General features: G+C 68.0%; 16 protein-coding genes and 2 pseudogenes. 11 read left to right on the top strand and 7 right to left on the bottom strand.

Features of this window, described 5'->3' with window-relative positions:
- Positions 1 to 76 precede the first annotated feature (76 nt).
- Positions 77 to 922, bottom strand: a complete 846-nt coding sequence (locus ACFQ6X_RS16130; protein ID WP_383181866.1) for an NmrA/HSCARG family protein — start codon at positions 920 to 922, stop codon at positions 77 to 79.
- A 79-nt stretch (positions 923 to 1,001) separates the two neighbouring features.
- On the opposite strand from ACFQ6X_RS16130, the gene ACFQ6X_RS16125 reads away from it, so the two are divergent.
- The 4 genes from ACFQ6X_RS16125 (at position 1,002) to ACFQ6X_RS16110 (ending at position 4,434) form a co-directional block, all read left to right on the top strand.
- Positions 1,002 to 1,451: a MarR family winged helix-turn-helix transcriptional regulator gene (locus ACFQ6X_RS16125; RefSeq protein ID WP_383181864.1), complete on the top strand. Its 450-nt coding sequence runs from the start codon at positions 1,002 to 1,004 to the stop codon at positions 1,449 to 1,451.
- Positions 1,452 to 1,579: 128 nt separating this feature from the next.
- Positions 1,580 to 2,131, top strand: coding sequence for a PadR family transcriptional regulator (locus ACFQ6X_RS16120; protein WP_383181862.1), 552 nt, complete (start codon positions 1,580 to 1,582; stop codon positions 2,129 to 2,131).
- Between the two features lie 35 nt (positions 2,132 to 2,166).
- The gene (locus tag ACFQ6X_RS16115; protein ID WP_383181860.1) at positions 2,167 to 3,891 is read left to right on the top strand and encodes an acyl-CoA dehydrogenase; all 1,725 of its coding nucleotides are present in this window, start codon (positions 2,167 to 2,169) and stop codon (positions 3,889 to 3,891) included.
- A 108-nt stretch (positions 3,892 to 3,999) separates the two neighbouring features.
- On the top strand, positions 4,000 to 4,434 hold the full coding sequence (locus tag ACFQ6X_RS16110; RefSeq protein WP_383181858.1) for a hypothetical protein: 435 nt from the start codon (positions 4,000 to 4,002) through the stop codon (positions 4,432 to 4,434).
- A gap of 135 nt (positions 4,435 to 4,569) precedes the next feature.
- On the opposite strand, the gene ACFQ6X_RS16105 is transcribed toward ACFQ6X_RS16110, so the two are convergent.
- Together ACFQ6X_RS16105 and ACFQ6X_RS16100 are read right to left on the bottom strand one after the other, a co-directional pair.
- Positions 4,570 to 6,093: a hypothetical protein gene (locus ACFQ6X_RS16105; RefSeq protein ID WP_383181856.1), complete on the bottom strand. Its 1,524-nt coding sequence runs from the start codon at positions 6,091 to 6,093 to the stop codon at positions 4,570 to 4,572.
- 95 nt (positions 6,094 to 6,188) lie between these two features.
- Positions 6,189 to 6,935, bottom strand: a complete 747-nt coding sequence (locus ACFQ6X_RS16100; RefSeq protein ID WP_383181854.1) for an SDR family oxidoreductase — start codon at positions 6,933 to 6,935, stop codon at positions 6,189 to 6,191.
- Between the two features lie 94 nt (positions 6,936 to 7,029).
- Here ACFQ6X_RS16100 and ACFQ6X_RS16095 point away from each other — a divergent pair, with 94 nt between their 5' ends.
- Positions 7,030 to 7,638 carry a TetR/AcrR family transcriptional regulator gene (locus ACFQ6X_RS16095; RefSeq protein ID WP_383181852.1) on the top strand — a complete coding sequence of 203 codons (609 nt, stop codon included), beginning with the start codon at positions 7,030 to 7,032 and terminating at the stop codon, positions 7,636 to 7,638.
- A 426-nt stretch (positions 7,639 to 8,064) separates the two neighbouring features.
- Here the strand turns inward: ACFQ6X_RS16095 and ACFQ6X_RS16090 are convergent, their stop codons facing one another.
- Positions 8,065 to 8,709, bottom strand: coding sequence for a dihydrofolate reductase family protein (locus tag ACFQ6X_RS16090; RefSeq protein WP_383181850.1), 645 nt, complete (start codon positions 8,707 to 8,709; stop codon positions 8,065 to 8,067).
- A 463-nt stretch (positions 8,710 to 9,172) separates the two neighbouring features.
- Here ACFQ6X_RS16090 and ACFQ6X_RS16085 point away from each other — a divergent pair, with 463 nt between their 5' ends.
- From ACFQ6X_RS16085 to ACFQ6X_RS16065, 5 genes are all read left to right on the top strand, one after another.
- Positions 9,173 to 9,880 carry a carbon-nitrogen hydrolase family protein gene (locus ACFQ6X_RS16085; RefSeq protein ID WP_383181848.1) on the top strand — a complete coding sequence of 236 codons (708 nt, stop codon included), beginning with the start codon at positions 9,173 to 9,175 and terminating at the stop codon, positions 9,878 to 9,880.
- Positions 9,881 to 10,162: 282 nt separating this feature from the next.
- Positions 10,163 to 11,044, top strand: coding sequence for an SDR family oxidoreductase (locus ACFQ6X_RS16080; RefSeq protein WP_383181846.1), 882 nt, complete (start codon positions 10,163 to 10,165; stop codon positions 11,042 to 11,044).
- Positions 11,045 to 11,098: 54 nt separating this feature from the next.
- Positions 11,099 to 11,299, top strand: a complete 201-nt coding sequence (locus ACFQ6X_RS16075; RefSeq protein ID WP_383181844.1) for a hypothetical protein — start codon at positions 11,099 to 11,101, stop codon at positions 11,297 to 11,299.
- 114 nt (positions 11,300 to 11,413) lie between these two features.
- Positions 11,414 to 11,560, top strand: coding sequence for a hypothetical protein (locus tag ACFQ6X_RS16070; RefSeq protein ID WP_351169038.1), 147 nt, complete (start codon positions 11,414 to 11,416; stop codon positions 11,558 to 11,560).
- A gap of 23 nt (positions 11,561 to 11,583) precedes the next feature.
- Positions 11,584 to 11,988, top strand: coding sequence for an FhaA domain-containing protein (locus tag ACFQ6X_RS16065; RefSeq protein WP_383181842.1), 405 nt, complete (start codon positions 11,584 to 11,586; stop codon positions 11,986 to 11,988).
- A 246-nt stretch (positions 11,989 to 12,234) separates the two neighbouring features.
- Here ACFQ6X_RS16065 and ACFQ6X_RS16060 read toward each other — a convergent pair.
- Together ACFQ6X_RS16060 and ACFQ6X_RS16055 are read right to left on the bottom strand one after the other, a co-directional pair.
- A pseudogene (locus ACFQ6X_RS16060) lies at positions 12,235 to 12,496 on the bottom strand (DNA helicase); the annotation flags it as partial.
- A gap of 210 nt (positions 12,497 to 12,706) precedes the next feature.
- Positions 12,707 to 13,377: pseudogene (locus ACFQ6X_RS16055) on the bottom strand (IS5 family transposase); the annotation flags it as partial.
- A 421-nt stretch (positions 13,378 to 13,798) separates the two neighbouring features.
- Here ACFQ6X_RS16055 and ACFQ6X_RS16050 point away from each other — a divergent pair.
- On the top strand, positions 13,799 to 14,194 hold the full coding sequence (locus tag ACFQ6X_RS16050; RefSeq protein ID WP_383181840.1) for a VOC family protein: 396 nt from the start codon (positions 13,799 to 13,801) through the stop codon (positions 14,192 to 14,194).
- A 215-nt stretch (positions 14,195 to 14,409) separates the two neighbouring features.
- Here the strand turns inward: ACFQ6X_RS16050 and ACFQ6X_RS16045 are convergent, their stop codons facing one another.
- Positions 14,410 to 14,931, bottom strand: coding sequence for a hypothetical protein (locus ACFQ6X_RS16045; RefSeq protein WP_383181838.1), 522 nt, complete (start codon positions 14,929 to 14,931; stop codon positions 14,410 to 14,412).
- Positions 14,932 to 15,202: the final 271 nt, after the last annotated feature.

Below are 15,202 nucleotides of genomic sequence, written 5' to 3'. Positions count from 1 at the left end.
GGCGCCTCCGCCATCCACGCCCTGGCCGAGCGTGATGGTCGCGGCCCGAGTCCGGCTGTGTGCTGACCGCGTGGAATCAGCTGACCGGCCAGGTGCGCTCGGCAGCCCAGGTCCCGAAGCGCTGCCAGCCGATCTCCGGAAAGTCGCGCCGCAGTGCGTCCACGTCCACATCGAGGCCGACGTCTGTGAAGTAGCGGAACATCGCGGCGAGATCGGCCGAGAACGCCTCGACGTGGGCGATGGGCAGCCGCTCAAAGACGATCGGTCGGCCGCACGCCCCGGTCAGGGCTTCCGCGATTTCCGGACAGGTCAGCTTGTCGGAAGCGATGTCGATGCGCCGGCCCGCGAACTCCTGCGGTCGCGCCAGAACATGGGCTGCGAAGGCGCCGATGTCCCGCGCGGGAATCAGCGTCAGCGGCCGGTCGGCCGGCATCGGCAGCACGAACCGGCCTTCACGCAGGCCCTCGAGCGACCACTCGACCGTGTAGTTGTCCATGAACGCGGCCGGACCGAGAATCGTCCACGGCACACCCAGCCCTCGCAGGTGCCGCTCGATGCGGTACTTGCTCTCGAAGTGCGGAATGCCCGTGCCGCGGTCGGCGTGAGCTGCCGAGGTGAACACGATGTGCCCGACACCACGGGCGGCCTCCAGCAGGTCGATGCCCTGCCTGACCTCGGTCTCCGGGTCCGAGCCGAATGGCGTGGACATAGCGAACAACCTGTCGGCGCCCTTCAGGGCCGCCTCCAGCGATTTGCTGTCGTCGAAGTCCGCCGCGTACACCTCGGCGCCGAGGCCCCTCAGAGCGTGGGCGGCGGCAGAGCCGGAAGTGCGGGTGAGGGCGCGGACCTGGAAGCCCTGATCGAGCAGCGAACGGGCGGCCGCGCCGCCTTGGGCGCCGGTCGCTCCGGCGACGGCCACCACGGGCCGATAGGATTCCTTTGTCATGCGGTTACCGTACGACACAGTTACTGCGTTACGCAGATATTTAGCGAGGGTGCACATGCTGATCGATGATCTCCAGCAGGAGTCCCGCCGCTACCTGGCCTCGTACGTCATGTTCAACCAGGCGGTCGCAGACCATCTCAAGCTGCACCCCACCGACGTCCAGTGCCTCAACCTGCTGACCGCCGAGCCCGGCCCGTTCACCACCGGCCGGATCGCCGAACTCACGGGCCTGACCAGCGGATCGGCGACCCGGCTGGTCGACCGTCTGGAGAAGGCCGGTTACGTCGTCCGGCGCCGCGACAAGAGCGACCGCCGCCGGGTTTGGGTGGAGCCCGTCCCGGAGGCGATGAGGGATCTCCAGGAGCTCTGGTCCGAGCTGAGCCAGGGATGGCGGGCGATGTTCGCCGACTACACCGAGGACGAGCGTGCCCTTCTGTACCGGCACATGCAGCGCACCGTTGAACTCTCCCGGCAACAGATCGCCCACCTGCGCAACAAGGAATGACCGCCGCCCACACGAAGCCGCCGGGCGGGTCGACCCGTCACGGTTGGGCGCCGTCGCCCCGGAGTGAGGTGTGTCGCACGTGGCCGCGACCCGTTGTTATGCAACTAGTTGCGTAGCAGACTCACCGCATGGCCCTTGAACACGCGATCCTGGTGTCCCTGCTGGAGCAGCCCGGTTCCGGCTACGAGTTGGCGAACCGCTTCGACCGAACCATCGGTCGATTCTGGAGCGCCAGCCACCAGCAGATCTACCGTGTGCTCAAGCGCATGGAGTCCGACGGCTGGGTCGCCGTCGAGGAGGTTGCTCAGCAAGGCCGACCGGACAAGAAGGTGTACTCGGTGGCCGGCCCTGGACGGACCGTGCTCACCGCCTGGCTGAGAACGCCTGTCGAGTCCGAATCGGTTCGGCAGGAGCTGGCCGTGAAGATCCGGGGCGCCGCCTTCGACGATCCGCAGGGCAGGGCCGGACTGCTCGCCGAGGTGGAGCGGCACCGGGAGATCCACGCCGCCATGCTGGAGCGCTACCTGGCAGGGGAGCGCCGTGACTTCCCCGACCTCGAGACGCAGGACGCGGGCCAGTCGCTGCAGCACGTCGTGCTGCGCGGCGGTATCGAGTACGAGCGCATGTACCTCGCCTGGCTCGACGACGTCCTCGCGACCCTCCGCCGGATCATCGGCTGACCTTGCACCCAGTAGGCCCCAGAAAGGACCCTTCCATGCCCAGCGAACTGCTCTTCAACCCGCGCACGTACGATCCTGCGCATTTCGACCCTGAGACCCGCCGCCTGTTGAGGGCCACGATCGACTGGTTCGAGGCCCGTGGCAAGAAGGCGCTCCTCAGCGACTACATCGACCGCACCTGGTACGCGGACTTCCTGGAGTTCGCCGCCAAGGAGGGCCTTTTCGCCGCCTTCCTCACCCCGTCCGCCAGCGCGGCCGACGACGGCAACAAGCGCTGGGACACCGCGCGCAACGCCGCCCTCAACGAGATCCTCGGCTTCTACGGCCTGAACTACTGGTACACCTGGCAGGTCACCATCCTCGGCCTCGGCCCGGTGTGGCAGAGCGCGAACCCCCAGGCGCACGCCCGTGCGGCACAGCTGCTCTCCGAAGGGCATGTCATGGCCTTCGGTCTGTCCGAGAAGGGCCACGGCGCCGACATCTACCAGACGGACCTCGTCCTCACCCCGGACGGCAACGGCGGCTTCCTCGCCAACGGTTCCAAGTACTACATCGGCAACGGCAACGTCGCCGGCCTCGTCTCCGTCTTCGGCCGCCGCTCCGACATCGAGGGCCCCGACGGCTACGTTTTCTTCGCCGCGGACAGTCGCCACCCCGCCTACCACCTGGTGAAGAACGTGGTGAACTCGCAGATGTTCGTCAGCGAGTTCCGCCTCGAGGACTACCCGGTGAGTGCCGAGGACGTGATGCACACCGGGAAGGCCGCTTTCGACGCCGCCCTCAACACCATCAACATCGGCAAGTTCAACCTGTGCGCCGCCTCCATCGGCATCTGCGAACACGCCATGTACGAGGCGGTCACCCACGCCGACAACCGCATCCTGTACGGCAAGCCGGTCACGGCCTTCCCGCACGTGCGGCGGGAGTTCACGGACGCGTACATCCGTCTGGTCGCCATGAAGCTCTTCAGTGCCCGGGCTGTCGACTACTTCCGCTCCGCCGGCCCCGACGACCGCCGCTACCTTCTCTTCAACCCGATGACCAAGATGAAGGTCACCACAGAGGGCGAGAAGGTCATCGACCTGATGTGGGACGTGATCGCCGCCAAGGGGTTCGAGAAGGACACGTACTTCGACAAGGCGGCCCGGGACATCCGCGGCCTGCCGAAGCTGGAGGGCACGGTCCACGTCAACCTCGCCCTGATCCAGAAGTTCATGCCCAACTACCTGTTCGATCCCGCCGAGTACGCGCCCGTGCCCACCCGTCTCGACGCGGCGGACGACACCTTCCTCTTCCAGCAGGGCCCGGCGCGCGGCCTGGGCGCCATCCGCTTCCACGACTGGCGCACCGCCTATGACGCGCACGCCGACCGGCCCAACGTGGCCCGCTTCCGGGAGCAGGCAGACGCACTGTGCGAACTGCTGTCCCAGCACGCTCCCGACCGGGCCCAACAGCAGGACCTCGACTTCTCGCTCGTCATCGGCCACCTCTTCGCCCTGGTTGTCTACGGCCAACTGGTGCTGGAGCAGGCTGAGCTGACCGGCTTGGACGCCGATGTGCTGGACGAGATCTTCGACGTGCTGATCCGCGACTTCTCCGCCTACGCCACCGAGCTGCACGGCAAGGCCGCCACCACCGACGCGCAGGCCGCCTGGGCCCTGGCCGCCATCCGGCGTCCGGTGGCCGATACGGAGCGCTGCGCCCGTGTCTGGTCCCAGGTCGAGGCGCTGTCCGGCGCCTACGAGATGCAGGCCTCGTAAGGCATGTATTGCGAAAGTGCTGGTCACAGCCGCTCGTCGAGGGCAGTGACCAGCGCTTTCGCTTCGTCCGGCCGATCACGGTCGTGGGCGGTCCGGCATGATGCCGGGGTGAGCATCATCATCGAGTTCTTCGCAGCCCCGGATGACGCGTCAGCGGCTCTGGCTCTGCAGACCGGGCCGCGACGCACATTCGAGTCGCTCTCCTTCGGCAACTTCGATCCCGAGGAAGCTGTGGTCGAGTGGGAGTGCCTGCTTGCGGGCGGCAGCTTCGAGGAGCTCGTCGAAGCTGGTGAGCCGCGTATCGTCGCCGGCCAGGACGATGACGGGTGCGTCGTCTTCGCGTTCTCGCCTCGCCTGTCCGCCGCACTAGCCGAAGCCGAGCTGTCAGCATTGAAGGATGCCGCAGTCGCGTGGTCCTTGCAGCGGGCGGAGGACGGCGAGGTCATCGACACGGAGATCGCCGAAGTGATCCTGGGCGATCTGGCCGCTCTCGTCGGGAGCGCCCGACGTCAGGGGCAAGATGTCTACTGCTGGTTCGGGTAGGGGGCGCGTGCGGAGCCGGATCCCGACCGCGTACGACAGTCACTCCCGCGCTGCGAGCCAGGCCGCGAACGCATGGGGGCCACCAGCGGAGTCGCAGCGGATGTTCACGACCCGACCGGCCGTGGACGCCGTCTGTCAGCGCTGGACGGCCCCCGACGGGGTGGCGGTGCCGTTCAGGCAGCGGTCGAGGAGTGCGTGCATGCGCTGAACGGGGAGGGCCGGATTGGCCGCAGCGCCCTCGGCGGTGCGGGGGTCGGTGAGGAGGGCCTCCAGGGCGCCCGGTGCCAGGCTCGGGTTGGCGGCCGCTGCCTGGCGCACCGCGTCGTCGAGGTCCTCCACCGGGGGGTCGGGCAAGGCGGGGTCTTCTGCGGCCAGGGCCCGTACCTCGGGATCCGCATGGCCGATGAGGTGAGCCCGGCCGGTACGGGGGAAGGCGGGCAGGGTGAGCAGGTGCGGGCGGTGGTCCGGCCGGGTGACGAAGACGTCCAGGAGGACGTGCGGGGGAGCCAGCGGGTGGTGGCAGGCCAGCCGGATCCTCACTTCCTCGTCGTCGTCCTGCGCGAGCGTTTTGACGAGTTCCGCCGACAGGCCCGGCCAACTCGCCGCAATCCGGCGGAGTATGGGTTCCTCGGACACCGCACAGGCGGCGAACCAGTCGGGCGACGGCCCGACGGCCGGCTCAAGGTTCGACCCGGTGAACGGCTCGGTGATCGGGCAGGTGCAGTCAGGGCCGTGGTCGATGATCCTGTGGATCGTCTCGTACTCGGTCCAGGTGCGGGAGAAGGGGTGGAGGCGTGCGTGCCTCCGTACGTCGTCGTCCGGGTCCGTCGTCAACTCGGCGGCCAGGTCGGGCCCCAGGTCGGGCCGGGTGGCGGCCAGCACGCGGACCTCGGCCGCGTGGTGGCGGGCGAGCCGGGCGACGGCGTAGGCCGGGGTGTGCTGGTTCCGGGCCAGGGGGTGCACCGTGCCGTCCGCGAAGCACTGCTCGACGAGCGCGGGGGAAAGGGCGCAGGTGTCGAACGCGAATCTGTTGCGCGAACCGAAGGACGGCAGTCTGGCCTCCACCCGTTCCGGGTCCAGCACCCAGTTCCTGTCCTGCGCAGCTTCACGGACCGCGGGGTCCGGATCGTCGAGCAGCCCTGCCCGCTGCGCCAGGAGGAGTGACTCCCACCTCCAGGTGGCCCGTATCCGGAGTTCGGGGTGCTCGTGGTCGGCCATGCGGCGGAAGAAGGACAGCGGGATCTGCCGGGACGATTCGAGCTCCCCGACGATCTCCCTCTCGGTGACCTTGCCGTCCTCGCCGCCGTCCTGCGCGGTCAAGAGGGTCACGAGGATGTCGTCCGGCAGCGGTCGGACGAATCGGAGGTAGTGGCGGGGGCCGCCGGCGAGGGAGGCGCGGACCAGTCCCGACGGGTCCGTCGCCAAGGGGGCGAGTCGCGCCGGGTCGACGTACTGGTTGCGGGCGAGCGCGCGGCGGATGACTTCGGCCGGGTTGCGCAGTGCGGCGTCGAGGACGGCGTCGGGCAGGTCACGACCGCCGCACATCAACGGGCCGGTCTCACCGGCCGCTCGATCCAGCAGGCGTACCAGTACGTCGGAGGGAGCCGCCGGATTGAAGGCGATGCCGCGCAGCCATAGTTCACGCAGGGAGTCGAACACCGTGTCATCCTGCCACCTCTCCTCCCGAAGCGAGCCGCCCGGCCGTTGAACTGGAACCAGCTCGGCCCGGCCGGGCGCCGCAACCGTCTTCGAGCTCAGATCTGGTTCAGGCCGCCGTCGACGTACAGGCTCGAACCGGTGATGAAGCTGCTCTGCTCGGAGGCGAGGAAAGCCACGGCTGCGGCAATCTCCTCCGGGCGCGCGAGCCGGCCCAGCGGGACTTGCGCCGCCAAGTGCTGCCGCAGGCCGGCAGCCTGCTCCGCGTCGGGGGCGAGTCCTGACAGGCCGGGGGTGTCGGTCGGGCCGGGCGTGACGGCGTTGACCCGGATGCCTCGGCCCTTGAGTTCATTGGCCCAGGTCCGGGCGAAGGACCGGGTGGCGGCCTTGGACGCCGCGTACACGCCGAACGTCTCCGCGCCGACGTCCACGTTGGTGGAACCGTTCAGGATCACCGAGGCGCCGTCGTTGAGCAGAGGCAGTGCCTTCTGGACGGTGAACAGTGTGCCCCGGACGTTGATCCCGAAGAGGGCGTCGAAGTGCTCCTCCGTGATCTGCTCCAGCGGCGCGAACGCGGCGACGGAGGCGTTCGCGAACAGGACGTCCAGACCCTGTCCACGGTCCCGGACCGCCTCGTAGACCCGGTCCAGATCGGCCAGGTCCGCGATGTCGCCGATCACAGCGGTCGCCGAGCCGATCGTTCCGACGGCCGCGTCGAGTTCTGTCTTGCGCCGGCCGGTGATGAACACATGCGCCCCCTCGGCCGCCAGCCGCACAGCGCTGGCCAGGCCGATACCACTGCTGCCCCCGGTGACGAGAGCGGTCTTTCCTTCCAACAGTCCCACGGCAATAGCCTCCCCAACATTCTGCATCGATCGATGCAGAAATTGAACATAGCACTTCTGCATCGCTCGATACGGAAGGCGGTAGCCTGTGGGGGTGGGCACCAAACAGAGCCGCTCCGTCGGCCGACCGCGGGGATTCGACACCGACGAGGCGCTTGAGCGCGCCATGCTGGTCTTCTGGGAGCACGGCTACGAGGGCGCCAGCCTGGCCACCCTCACGGAGGCAATGGGCATCTCCACCACCAGCATGTACGCGGCCTTCGGCAACAAGGAGGAGCTCTTCCGCAAAGCACTGGAGCGCTACACCGAAGGCCCCAGCGCGTACCTGGACCGCGCCCTGGAAGAGCCGACCGCCCTGGCCACCGCCACCGCGATTCTGACCGGCACCATCCGGACCACCACAGGCCCGGCCCGCCCTCACGGCTGCATGGGAGTCCAGAGCGCCCTGGCCGTCGGCGACTCCGGACGGGCAGTCCGTGACCTCCTCGCCGCCTGGCGGAACAACGGCTGCTCCCGCCTACGGCAGCGGTTCCAGCAAGCCGTCGACGACGGCGACCTCCCTCCGCAGGCAGATCCGGGGCTCCTGGCCCGCTACGTCACCACCCTGGCCTTCGGCATCGCAGTGCAAGCAGCGAGCGGCGTCAGCCGTGGAGAACTCCAGGCGATGGCTGACGCCGCGCTACGCAACTGGCCACTCTGCTGAGAGCCGCCAGACATCGGAGGCGGAACACCTCCACAGCCGGGTGCCGGACACCCGGCCTGCGTATGGCAACCCCGGAGCCCTTGCGGCCACTTGGCTGCCTCAGTCGTTAACCAGGACCTGTTCTGCCGATCACGCGGCTGATCCGAGCACCGTTTCGATCCGGTAGGTCGGGAAACGGGAGCGCTGACCGGGGGGATTTTGGCGCGGCGGGCCTGGTAGGACACTGACCTGTGGGCATCCAGGAGCGCGAACGCAAGATGTACCCGTCCAAGAACGCCCCGGCGCCGGCGGGATCTGTGCTCCATGCACGCGGCGCGCAGGCCGCAGTAGCGATGGTCGTCGATCGCCCGCCACCACTCCTGGTCCGGGCCTTCATCGGCAGATGGGGAGCACTGGCCGCTGACGGCAATGCGCGAGACCGGGTGCTCAAGCGTCGTTACCGGCACCGCGATTGGGTGCGCTCATGTCCCCCGTTGCGGGAGTGCCGTCGGCGAGTCCGTAGCGGAGGTACACGGTGCCCTTCGGGCCGGCTGCAGGGGGTGCGAGGAGCGTGACGTTGGTGGGCACCGCGCCCTCGTCGAACACCTTCTTCCCGACCCCCAGCACGATCGGATGCAGCCAGAGGTCGAGACGGTCGAAGAGCTTCTCGCGCAGGAGGGTCTGCACCAGGTTCAGGCTGCCGACGACCTTCACGTGCTCGTGCCGGTCACGGATCTCGTGCACCGAGCCGGCGAGGTCCGGGCCGAGCTGCGTGGATCCGGCCCACGAGAGGTCGGGCCTGCCGCGAGAGGCCACGTACTTCGGGACGCTGTTGAAGAGGGTGGCGATCTCGTTGTCCTTGCCGCCCTCCTGGTGAGGCCAGTAGCCGGCGAAGATGTCGTACGTCCGCCGGCCGAGCAGGAGGGCGTCCGTGCCCTCGTACGCGGCGCCGACCTGCGCCCCGGCGACCTCGTCCAGCAAAGGCGCCTGCCAGCCACCGAACGGAAACCCCACCGGGTCCTCGTCGGGGCCGCCGGGCGCCTGCCCGACGAGGTCGAGGGTCGCGAACATCTCGATGTGGATGAGGCCCATGGTTTCCTCCCGATGAGTCGTTTTCTCCCTAAAGGTATAGATGTGCGGATGCCTGGAGGCTCATCGCCGCGACGCAGCCCGGACCGGCGGAATGTCCACGAGGTCGACTTGCCGTGATGGGTTCAGCTGACCAATCGGGGCGGCATCGAGCACTACCGAACTCGCCCGGCCGGCCGGGCCCGCGTGCGGGCGGTGCCAGTCGCGGAGTTGTGCGAGTTCGGCTCGCTCGGCCGTGGTGTTCAGACTGGTCCGTGCGTGGCTGCAAACGGTGTCCGGCACGAGCCGGACTACAGGCCGCGGAACTTCGTGGCGTTCAATCGGCACGCGCGGATGGTCATGGTCCCGTCGCGGGTGACCTCGGGGTTGAGGTGGGAGGTCGACGCGGCTGCCTGACTCTTCGGTCGTGACGCCTCCGGCAGCGCCCCCGGCGATCGTCCGTCCGCGGGCTGGCATGCTCAGTTCCATGAAGATCGCGACAGCTCAGTTCACCTGTGCTCCTGCTGACATTTCGGCCAATGTGAGGCTGATCGCCTCCCTCGCCGGCGAGGCGCGTGCACTGGGTGCCGAACTGGTGGTGTTCCCTGAGTTGGCGCTGACGGGGTACGAACTCGAAGCACTGCGTGCCCGCCGAGATCTCTGGGTGCGGGCGGACGACCCGCGCCTGGACGCGGTCCGGGCGAGCGGAGTCGCCACGGTCGTCAACTGCGCTGCAGTCACCGGTGGGGAGCGGCCTGCCATCGAGACGCTGGTCTTCGGGCCCGACGGCGAACTGATCACCACGTATCGCAAGCAGCACCTGTTCGAGCACGAGCAGGACGTATTCGTAGCAGGACAGCACGACGGCCGATTCGAGTTCGGAGGGCTGCGTTTCGCCCTTGCCACGTGCTTCGACAACCACTTCTCCGCGCTGGTCTCCCGTGGTGCCGCCGAGGGGTGCCAGGTGCACCTGGCCAGCTCGCTGTACGGCACGGGCGGCGGAGTGGAAGAGCTCGCGGCCGTGTATCCGGGGATTGCCAAGGACTTCGGTCTGCACGTCGTCGTGGCCAACCACGTCGGCCCTGCCGGTGCGTGGACCGGCTGTGGCCGATCCGCGGTGTGGGCTGCAGGCGGCGACCTCCTCGCGCAGGCCGACGCGGACATCCCGATGGTGGTCACGGCAGAGGTCGGATAGCAATCCAGGGCTGGCACATGCCGCCGGACCGGTTGCGGTCCCGCCGCAAGCCTCTCCCGTGCCGGTCGGTAGTCGTGTGCCCCTCCACGGGCGGAGTCGCTCGCCCAAAGCAGCATCGCGATTGCCATCGCCCTGCATGCGTGGGACGGCGGTCCACGGGATACCCGGTGCTCTGATGATCCGCGTGCACGCTCGCAGCCTCGGCAGGGTCGTCAGGCGTTCGCGGCTCGGAGGAGTGCGGAGCAAGCTGGAATGAGTGAGCCGGAGGAAGGATTTGCACCCATGAGTGACAGCCCTCAGGACCCCACGACCAAGCATCCGCAGCCGGAGTTCCCTCAGCAGGATCAGGAGCCGCCTGGCTGGAGCGGCCCGATGGACCCTCCGCCCGACCACGGTGAGGAGTCCTACCGAGGGACCGGGCTGCTGAGGGACCGAGCGGCGGTCGTGACCGGCGGCGACTCCGGTATCGGTCGGGCTGTCGCTCTGGCCTACGCCCGTGAGGGGGCGGACGTCCTGTTCACCCACCTGCCCTCGGAGGCGGAGGACGCACGAGAGACCATCCACCTCGTCGAGAAGTCGGGCCGTCGAGGCCTCGCGGTTCCATGCGACATTCGTGAAGAGGAGCAGTGCCGTCGCCTCGTCGAGCGGGCCGTGACAGAGTTCGGCCGGATTGATGTTCTGGTCAACAACGCGGCCTACCAGATGTCCCAGCCCCAGGGCATCGAGGACATCTCGACTGAGCAGTTCGACCGGGTCGTGCGTACGAACCTGTACGGCATGTTCTGGCTGTGCAAGTTGGCTGTGCCGCACATCCCGCCAGGCGGCTCCATCATCAACACCACGTCGGTGCAGGCCTACAAGCCGAGCCCTCACCTGCTCGACTACGCGATGACCAAAGGCGCCATCGTCACGTTCACCCAGGGGCTGGCGCAGATGCTGGTCGACAAGGGTATCCGCGTCAACGCCGTTGCTCCGGGACCGGTGTGGACACCGCTGATCCCGGCCACGTTGCCGGACACCAAGGAGTTCGGCAAGCAGGCGCCGATGGGCCGGCCGGCCCAGCCCGCGGAGATGGCCCCTGCCTATGTGTTCCTCGCTTCGGAGCACGCGAGCTTCATCACCGCGGAGATCATGAACGCCACCGGAGGCACACCGCTCCCATGATCCAGCGGGGGAGCGGGGAGGCAGCAAGAGCACCGGCGAGAAGGAGGCGGTGGCGTGAGCCCCACGGTTGAGCTTCGGGTCGGCCGACGCACGATCGACGTGAAGCGGGCTGAGAAGGAACTGTTTCCGCATGACGGCGTCACCAAGGCCGATCTGGCCGAGCACTATCGGCGTGTGGCACCGCGCATGCTCCCCAGCCGCTCCCGACCGGAAGCGGCCGGCATCGCCGCGAAGTGCAAGTGGTGGCGGCTGTGACCGGTTGTGATCCGGACCCTGCCTTTCGGACATCCGATTTCGCGGCGCTACCCCGGACATCGCCGCGGTGGCACCGGGTAAGCGAACGGTACACAATGCGAAAGAGAGGGCATCATGTCCGGATTGGTCATGCGCATCAAGCAGTTCACCCGCAGCCCGCAGGGACGACGGGCCACCGTGTTGGCCCGACGAGTCGCCGCCGACCCGCGCAAGCGCTCCCAGGCCCGCGGCCTCCTAGGTCGGCTGCGCGGGCGCCGGTGAGGGGGGACCGGGAGGGCAGGCCGATGGCCAAGGGAGGACTGACACGCTGGGAACGAGCCCTGGAGCGCTGGGAAGGTGCTCTGGTCTCTCGGGCTCGCCGCCATGAGCCCGTCGAACTGCTCGAAGCGTTGCGACGTGAGTGCGATTCCCGGGCCATCGTGTGCAGCGAGAGCAGAGTGGTCGCGCCGAACGCTTACGAGGTGGAACTGGACGCCCGGGTGCACGAGGAGTTGGTGCGGCGGAGCGGTGGCAACGTGGGAGAGGCTCTCACCGATGACCTGGCTCGCCATGGCGAGCGCATGGGTTACGAGTGGGTGGGGCCGCTCACCCTGCGCGTCAGCCCCGCCTATCGCCCGTCGGGCGATCCCTACCGGGTGAGCAGCAGCCCTATGCCTCACGTACGCGCGGACGCCTTTCCGGACGACTGATAGTGCGGTGGACGGTCTACTTCGGTTCGGTAACGCCCGCGCCGGCCGCCTCCTCGGCGCCGTGCCGATCGCTTTGTTCGGTCTTGTGGTGGCAACCGCCGAGAGCACCACACCGACTGCGATCAGCGAGAGTCCACGGAGCCACACCTGGGGTTCGATTTGCGTGGCGAGCACGACACAGGAGGTGAGCCCCAGCATGGGGATCGCGGTCGGGGCTCGCAAGCGGTCGGACTCGCCCGGGTCACGGTTCAGGCGGCGGGCGTAGTGGCGGCCGGTGGCGCGACGGCCAGGGCGTGAGCGGCTTTGCAGAGGACCGTTGGGGGGAAGCGGGTGGCTGCGTCCTGGGCGATGGCCTTGTTCTAGGTGAGGTATTGGCCGCGTCGTTGGGTGTGTTGGGCGACGTAGGCGAGTGTGCTGGTCTAGCCGGTTCCGGCGCCTGCTTGGAGGCAAGGTGGTAACCGGCGTGGAAGGCGTCGGCGGCGGCGGTCTGTTCGTCGGTGGGGTTCAGCTTCAGCACCCGGAGGCTCCGTGAATGTGCGGGGATAGGGGGCGAGCTCGCGGGTATCCGCAGCCAGTACATGTGGCGAGGCGGCACGGGGAGAAGGTGTTCCGGGGCGCTGCAAAGCCGTGCGGCGACCTGGAGTGTCCTGTTCGCCCCTGTGCCTGGCCGGGCGGCGGCTCTGTTAGAAGCCATCTCATTTGGCGAGTCTGCGGTAGTGAGGGTGCAGGCGATGCTGTGGAAGGCGAGGAAGTGATCGGCTCTGCGTTCGTAGCGTCGGTGGAGGCGTCGGCACCCGGCGAGCCAGGCCATGGTGCGTTCGACTGTCCAGTGGTGGCGGCCCAGCCGCTGCGAGGACTCGACTCCCTTGCGTGCGATGCGGTGTGCAATCCCTCGCGCGCGTAACCAGCGCCGCAGGTGGGAGTAGTCGTAGCCCTTGTCGGCATGGAGCTTCCCGGCTTGGGCCGTATCCGTCCGCGGCGCGAGCGGGTCGGCGGGATGCCCTTCACGAGCGGGATCAGGGCCTGGCTGTCGTGCAGGTTTGCCCCGGAGATTCCGACGGATATGAGCAGACCGGTTCGTTCGGTGATCAGATGGATCTTCGAGCCGTACTTGCCGCAGCTCGTCGAGGACCAGACGGTGCAGCTTTGCCCACACCCGGGCCTTTGACCACTCCGAGAAACGACGGTGGGCGGTTGCTCCCGAGGGCCAAAGGAAGCTGACGGCACCTACTGCCAGGTACAACACGACGTGGCCACGGACACGATTGCGGCTAGCACCTTCCGGTCTCCGTGTCGCCGTCGACCACCGCCCTGAGGCCGCGACGGCGCCTCCGGCACCACCCGCTGGAACAACTCCCACAACTCGTCCGGTACCAACCGCTCAACGATCCCCACGGAACCAGATCTGGCTGGAGATCGTCCAGCTCGCCCTTGACCTGCTGGCCTGGATTCCGATGCTCGCCCTGACCGGCAAACCCCGCCTCTGGGAGCCCCGCCGCTTGCGGCTGTGACTGTTCTCCGCCGCCGCCCAGATTCCGCCCGAACGAGCCTGATCACCCCGCCGCCAGCTCGCGGGCGATGGCCTCTCCGAGACGTATCGGCCGTAGCCGTCGAAGTAGTGGGCTCCCCGTCGATGGCAGTGAGCCCGAGGCGGGGTCCGTCGTACCACTCCAGCTCGACGAGCACACGCTCGAAGCCGTCCGCGATCAACTGCACTTCATCCCAGGTCTCAACCACACACGCAGGTTACCGACGAGCGGACCGCACATTCATGATCGCGATCTACGACTGGAGTACTAGGCTCGTTCTCATGCTGCGACTCGGAATCCCTGTCATCGGTGTCACGGACATGCCTCGCGCTGTGGCCTTCTGGTCCGCCGCTTTGAACCTGGTTGAATCACAGGAGGCGAAGAGCGAGACGTGGAGGACCCTCAACCACGCCGACGGCTCGGGTCGTGCCCTCGGTCTGCAACTCAGCACGTCCCCGCCTGAGCCACGCCCCCGTCTCCACCTGGACCTCTTCACGGACACGACTGAGGAGCAACGAGCGGAGGTCCGGCGGCTGACTGCTCTGGGCGCCGGCGTGGTCGACTGGGGCCTCTACCCGGCCGATCCCGACTTCGTCGTCCTGGCTGATCCGGACGGCAACATCTTCTGTGTCGTGGACCTGAGCCATGCACCCAGCGGAGACAACCGAACCTCCTGACCGCCAGCGCATCGCCACGCCTAAGGCGGCGATCCGAACCGGGAAACGGGCTTGGACTACCGTGCCGTTGGGGTTGGCCGCCGCCGACCCTGGTGCGCGGGGCGGCGCCACCACCCCGCCGAGCACCACCCCGCCGAGTCGCTCGGCCGCTCGCGGGGTGGAGGTCAACTGCCGACGGCGCGGCAGGGGACCGTCTCACCGCTCTGACTGATGAATCAGTCGTCGGCCGCGACGAGGAGTGTGATCTGACCTCCCGAGCGGTCGATGAGCACAAACTCGTGGAAGTCACTGTGCACACCACCCCAGTCGTGGTGAGCCTCATCGCCCAGCTCGCTCAGGTAGTAGATCTGCTCGGCCGCAGCCAGGCGGTCGAACACCTCCCGCTGCAGATCCGTCCCAAGCTCGGCGGGAACGTCTTCGAACTGGTTCGCCCACTCCCACAAAATCCGGTCACTCATCTCCCGGCCGACGGCTTCGTACACGTCGGGGCTTACCGCTCTCACCCAGTACGGGCCGTGCCGCAGTCCCTCCAGCAGTACTCCACCGCCGGCGTAGTCGTCCCGAAACTGGTCATGCCCGATGAGTGCGGCAAGCAGTTCCGTATCGCCGACAGACTCCCTTGGGAACCGCAGACACTTGATATCGACCCACCTGAAGGCGGGCGACCTCGAATCCTGGAACTCGTAGTTTCGAAAGTTGATGAAGGTGCTGCCTTCGTGGGTGAGCTCGTTCTGCACGCCTGACAGCCTAGGCAGACGCGCCCACGTCACGCTCGGCGGACCGCGGCTGCGTCGCCAGTACTGGACCGAGGCCCCGGACCGCGAACGACAGGTCCCTCGGGCTTCCTTACGCGCACGTGGCGAGGGCCCGTGGTGACCATCACCACGGGCCCTCAGGCCGTACTGCTTCCGGTGGGTCAGCCCTTGCGGGTCTTGACCTCGTCGGTGAGCTGGGGGACGACGTTGAAGAGGTCGCCGACGACGCCGTAGTCGACGAGGTCGAAGATCG

The organism is Streptomyces sp. NPDC056452 (assembly GCF_042796085.1).
Lineage (GTDB): Bacteria > Actinomycetota > Actinomycetes > Streptomycetales > Streptomycetaceae > Streptomyces.
Note: the sequence above shows the minus strand (reverse complement) of the source record. Positions and strands in the feature narration are given on the sequence as shown.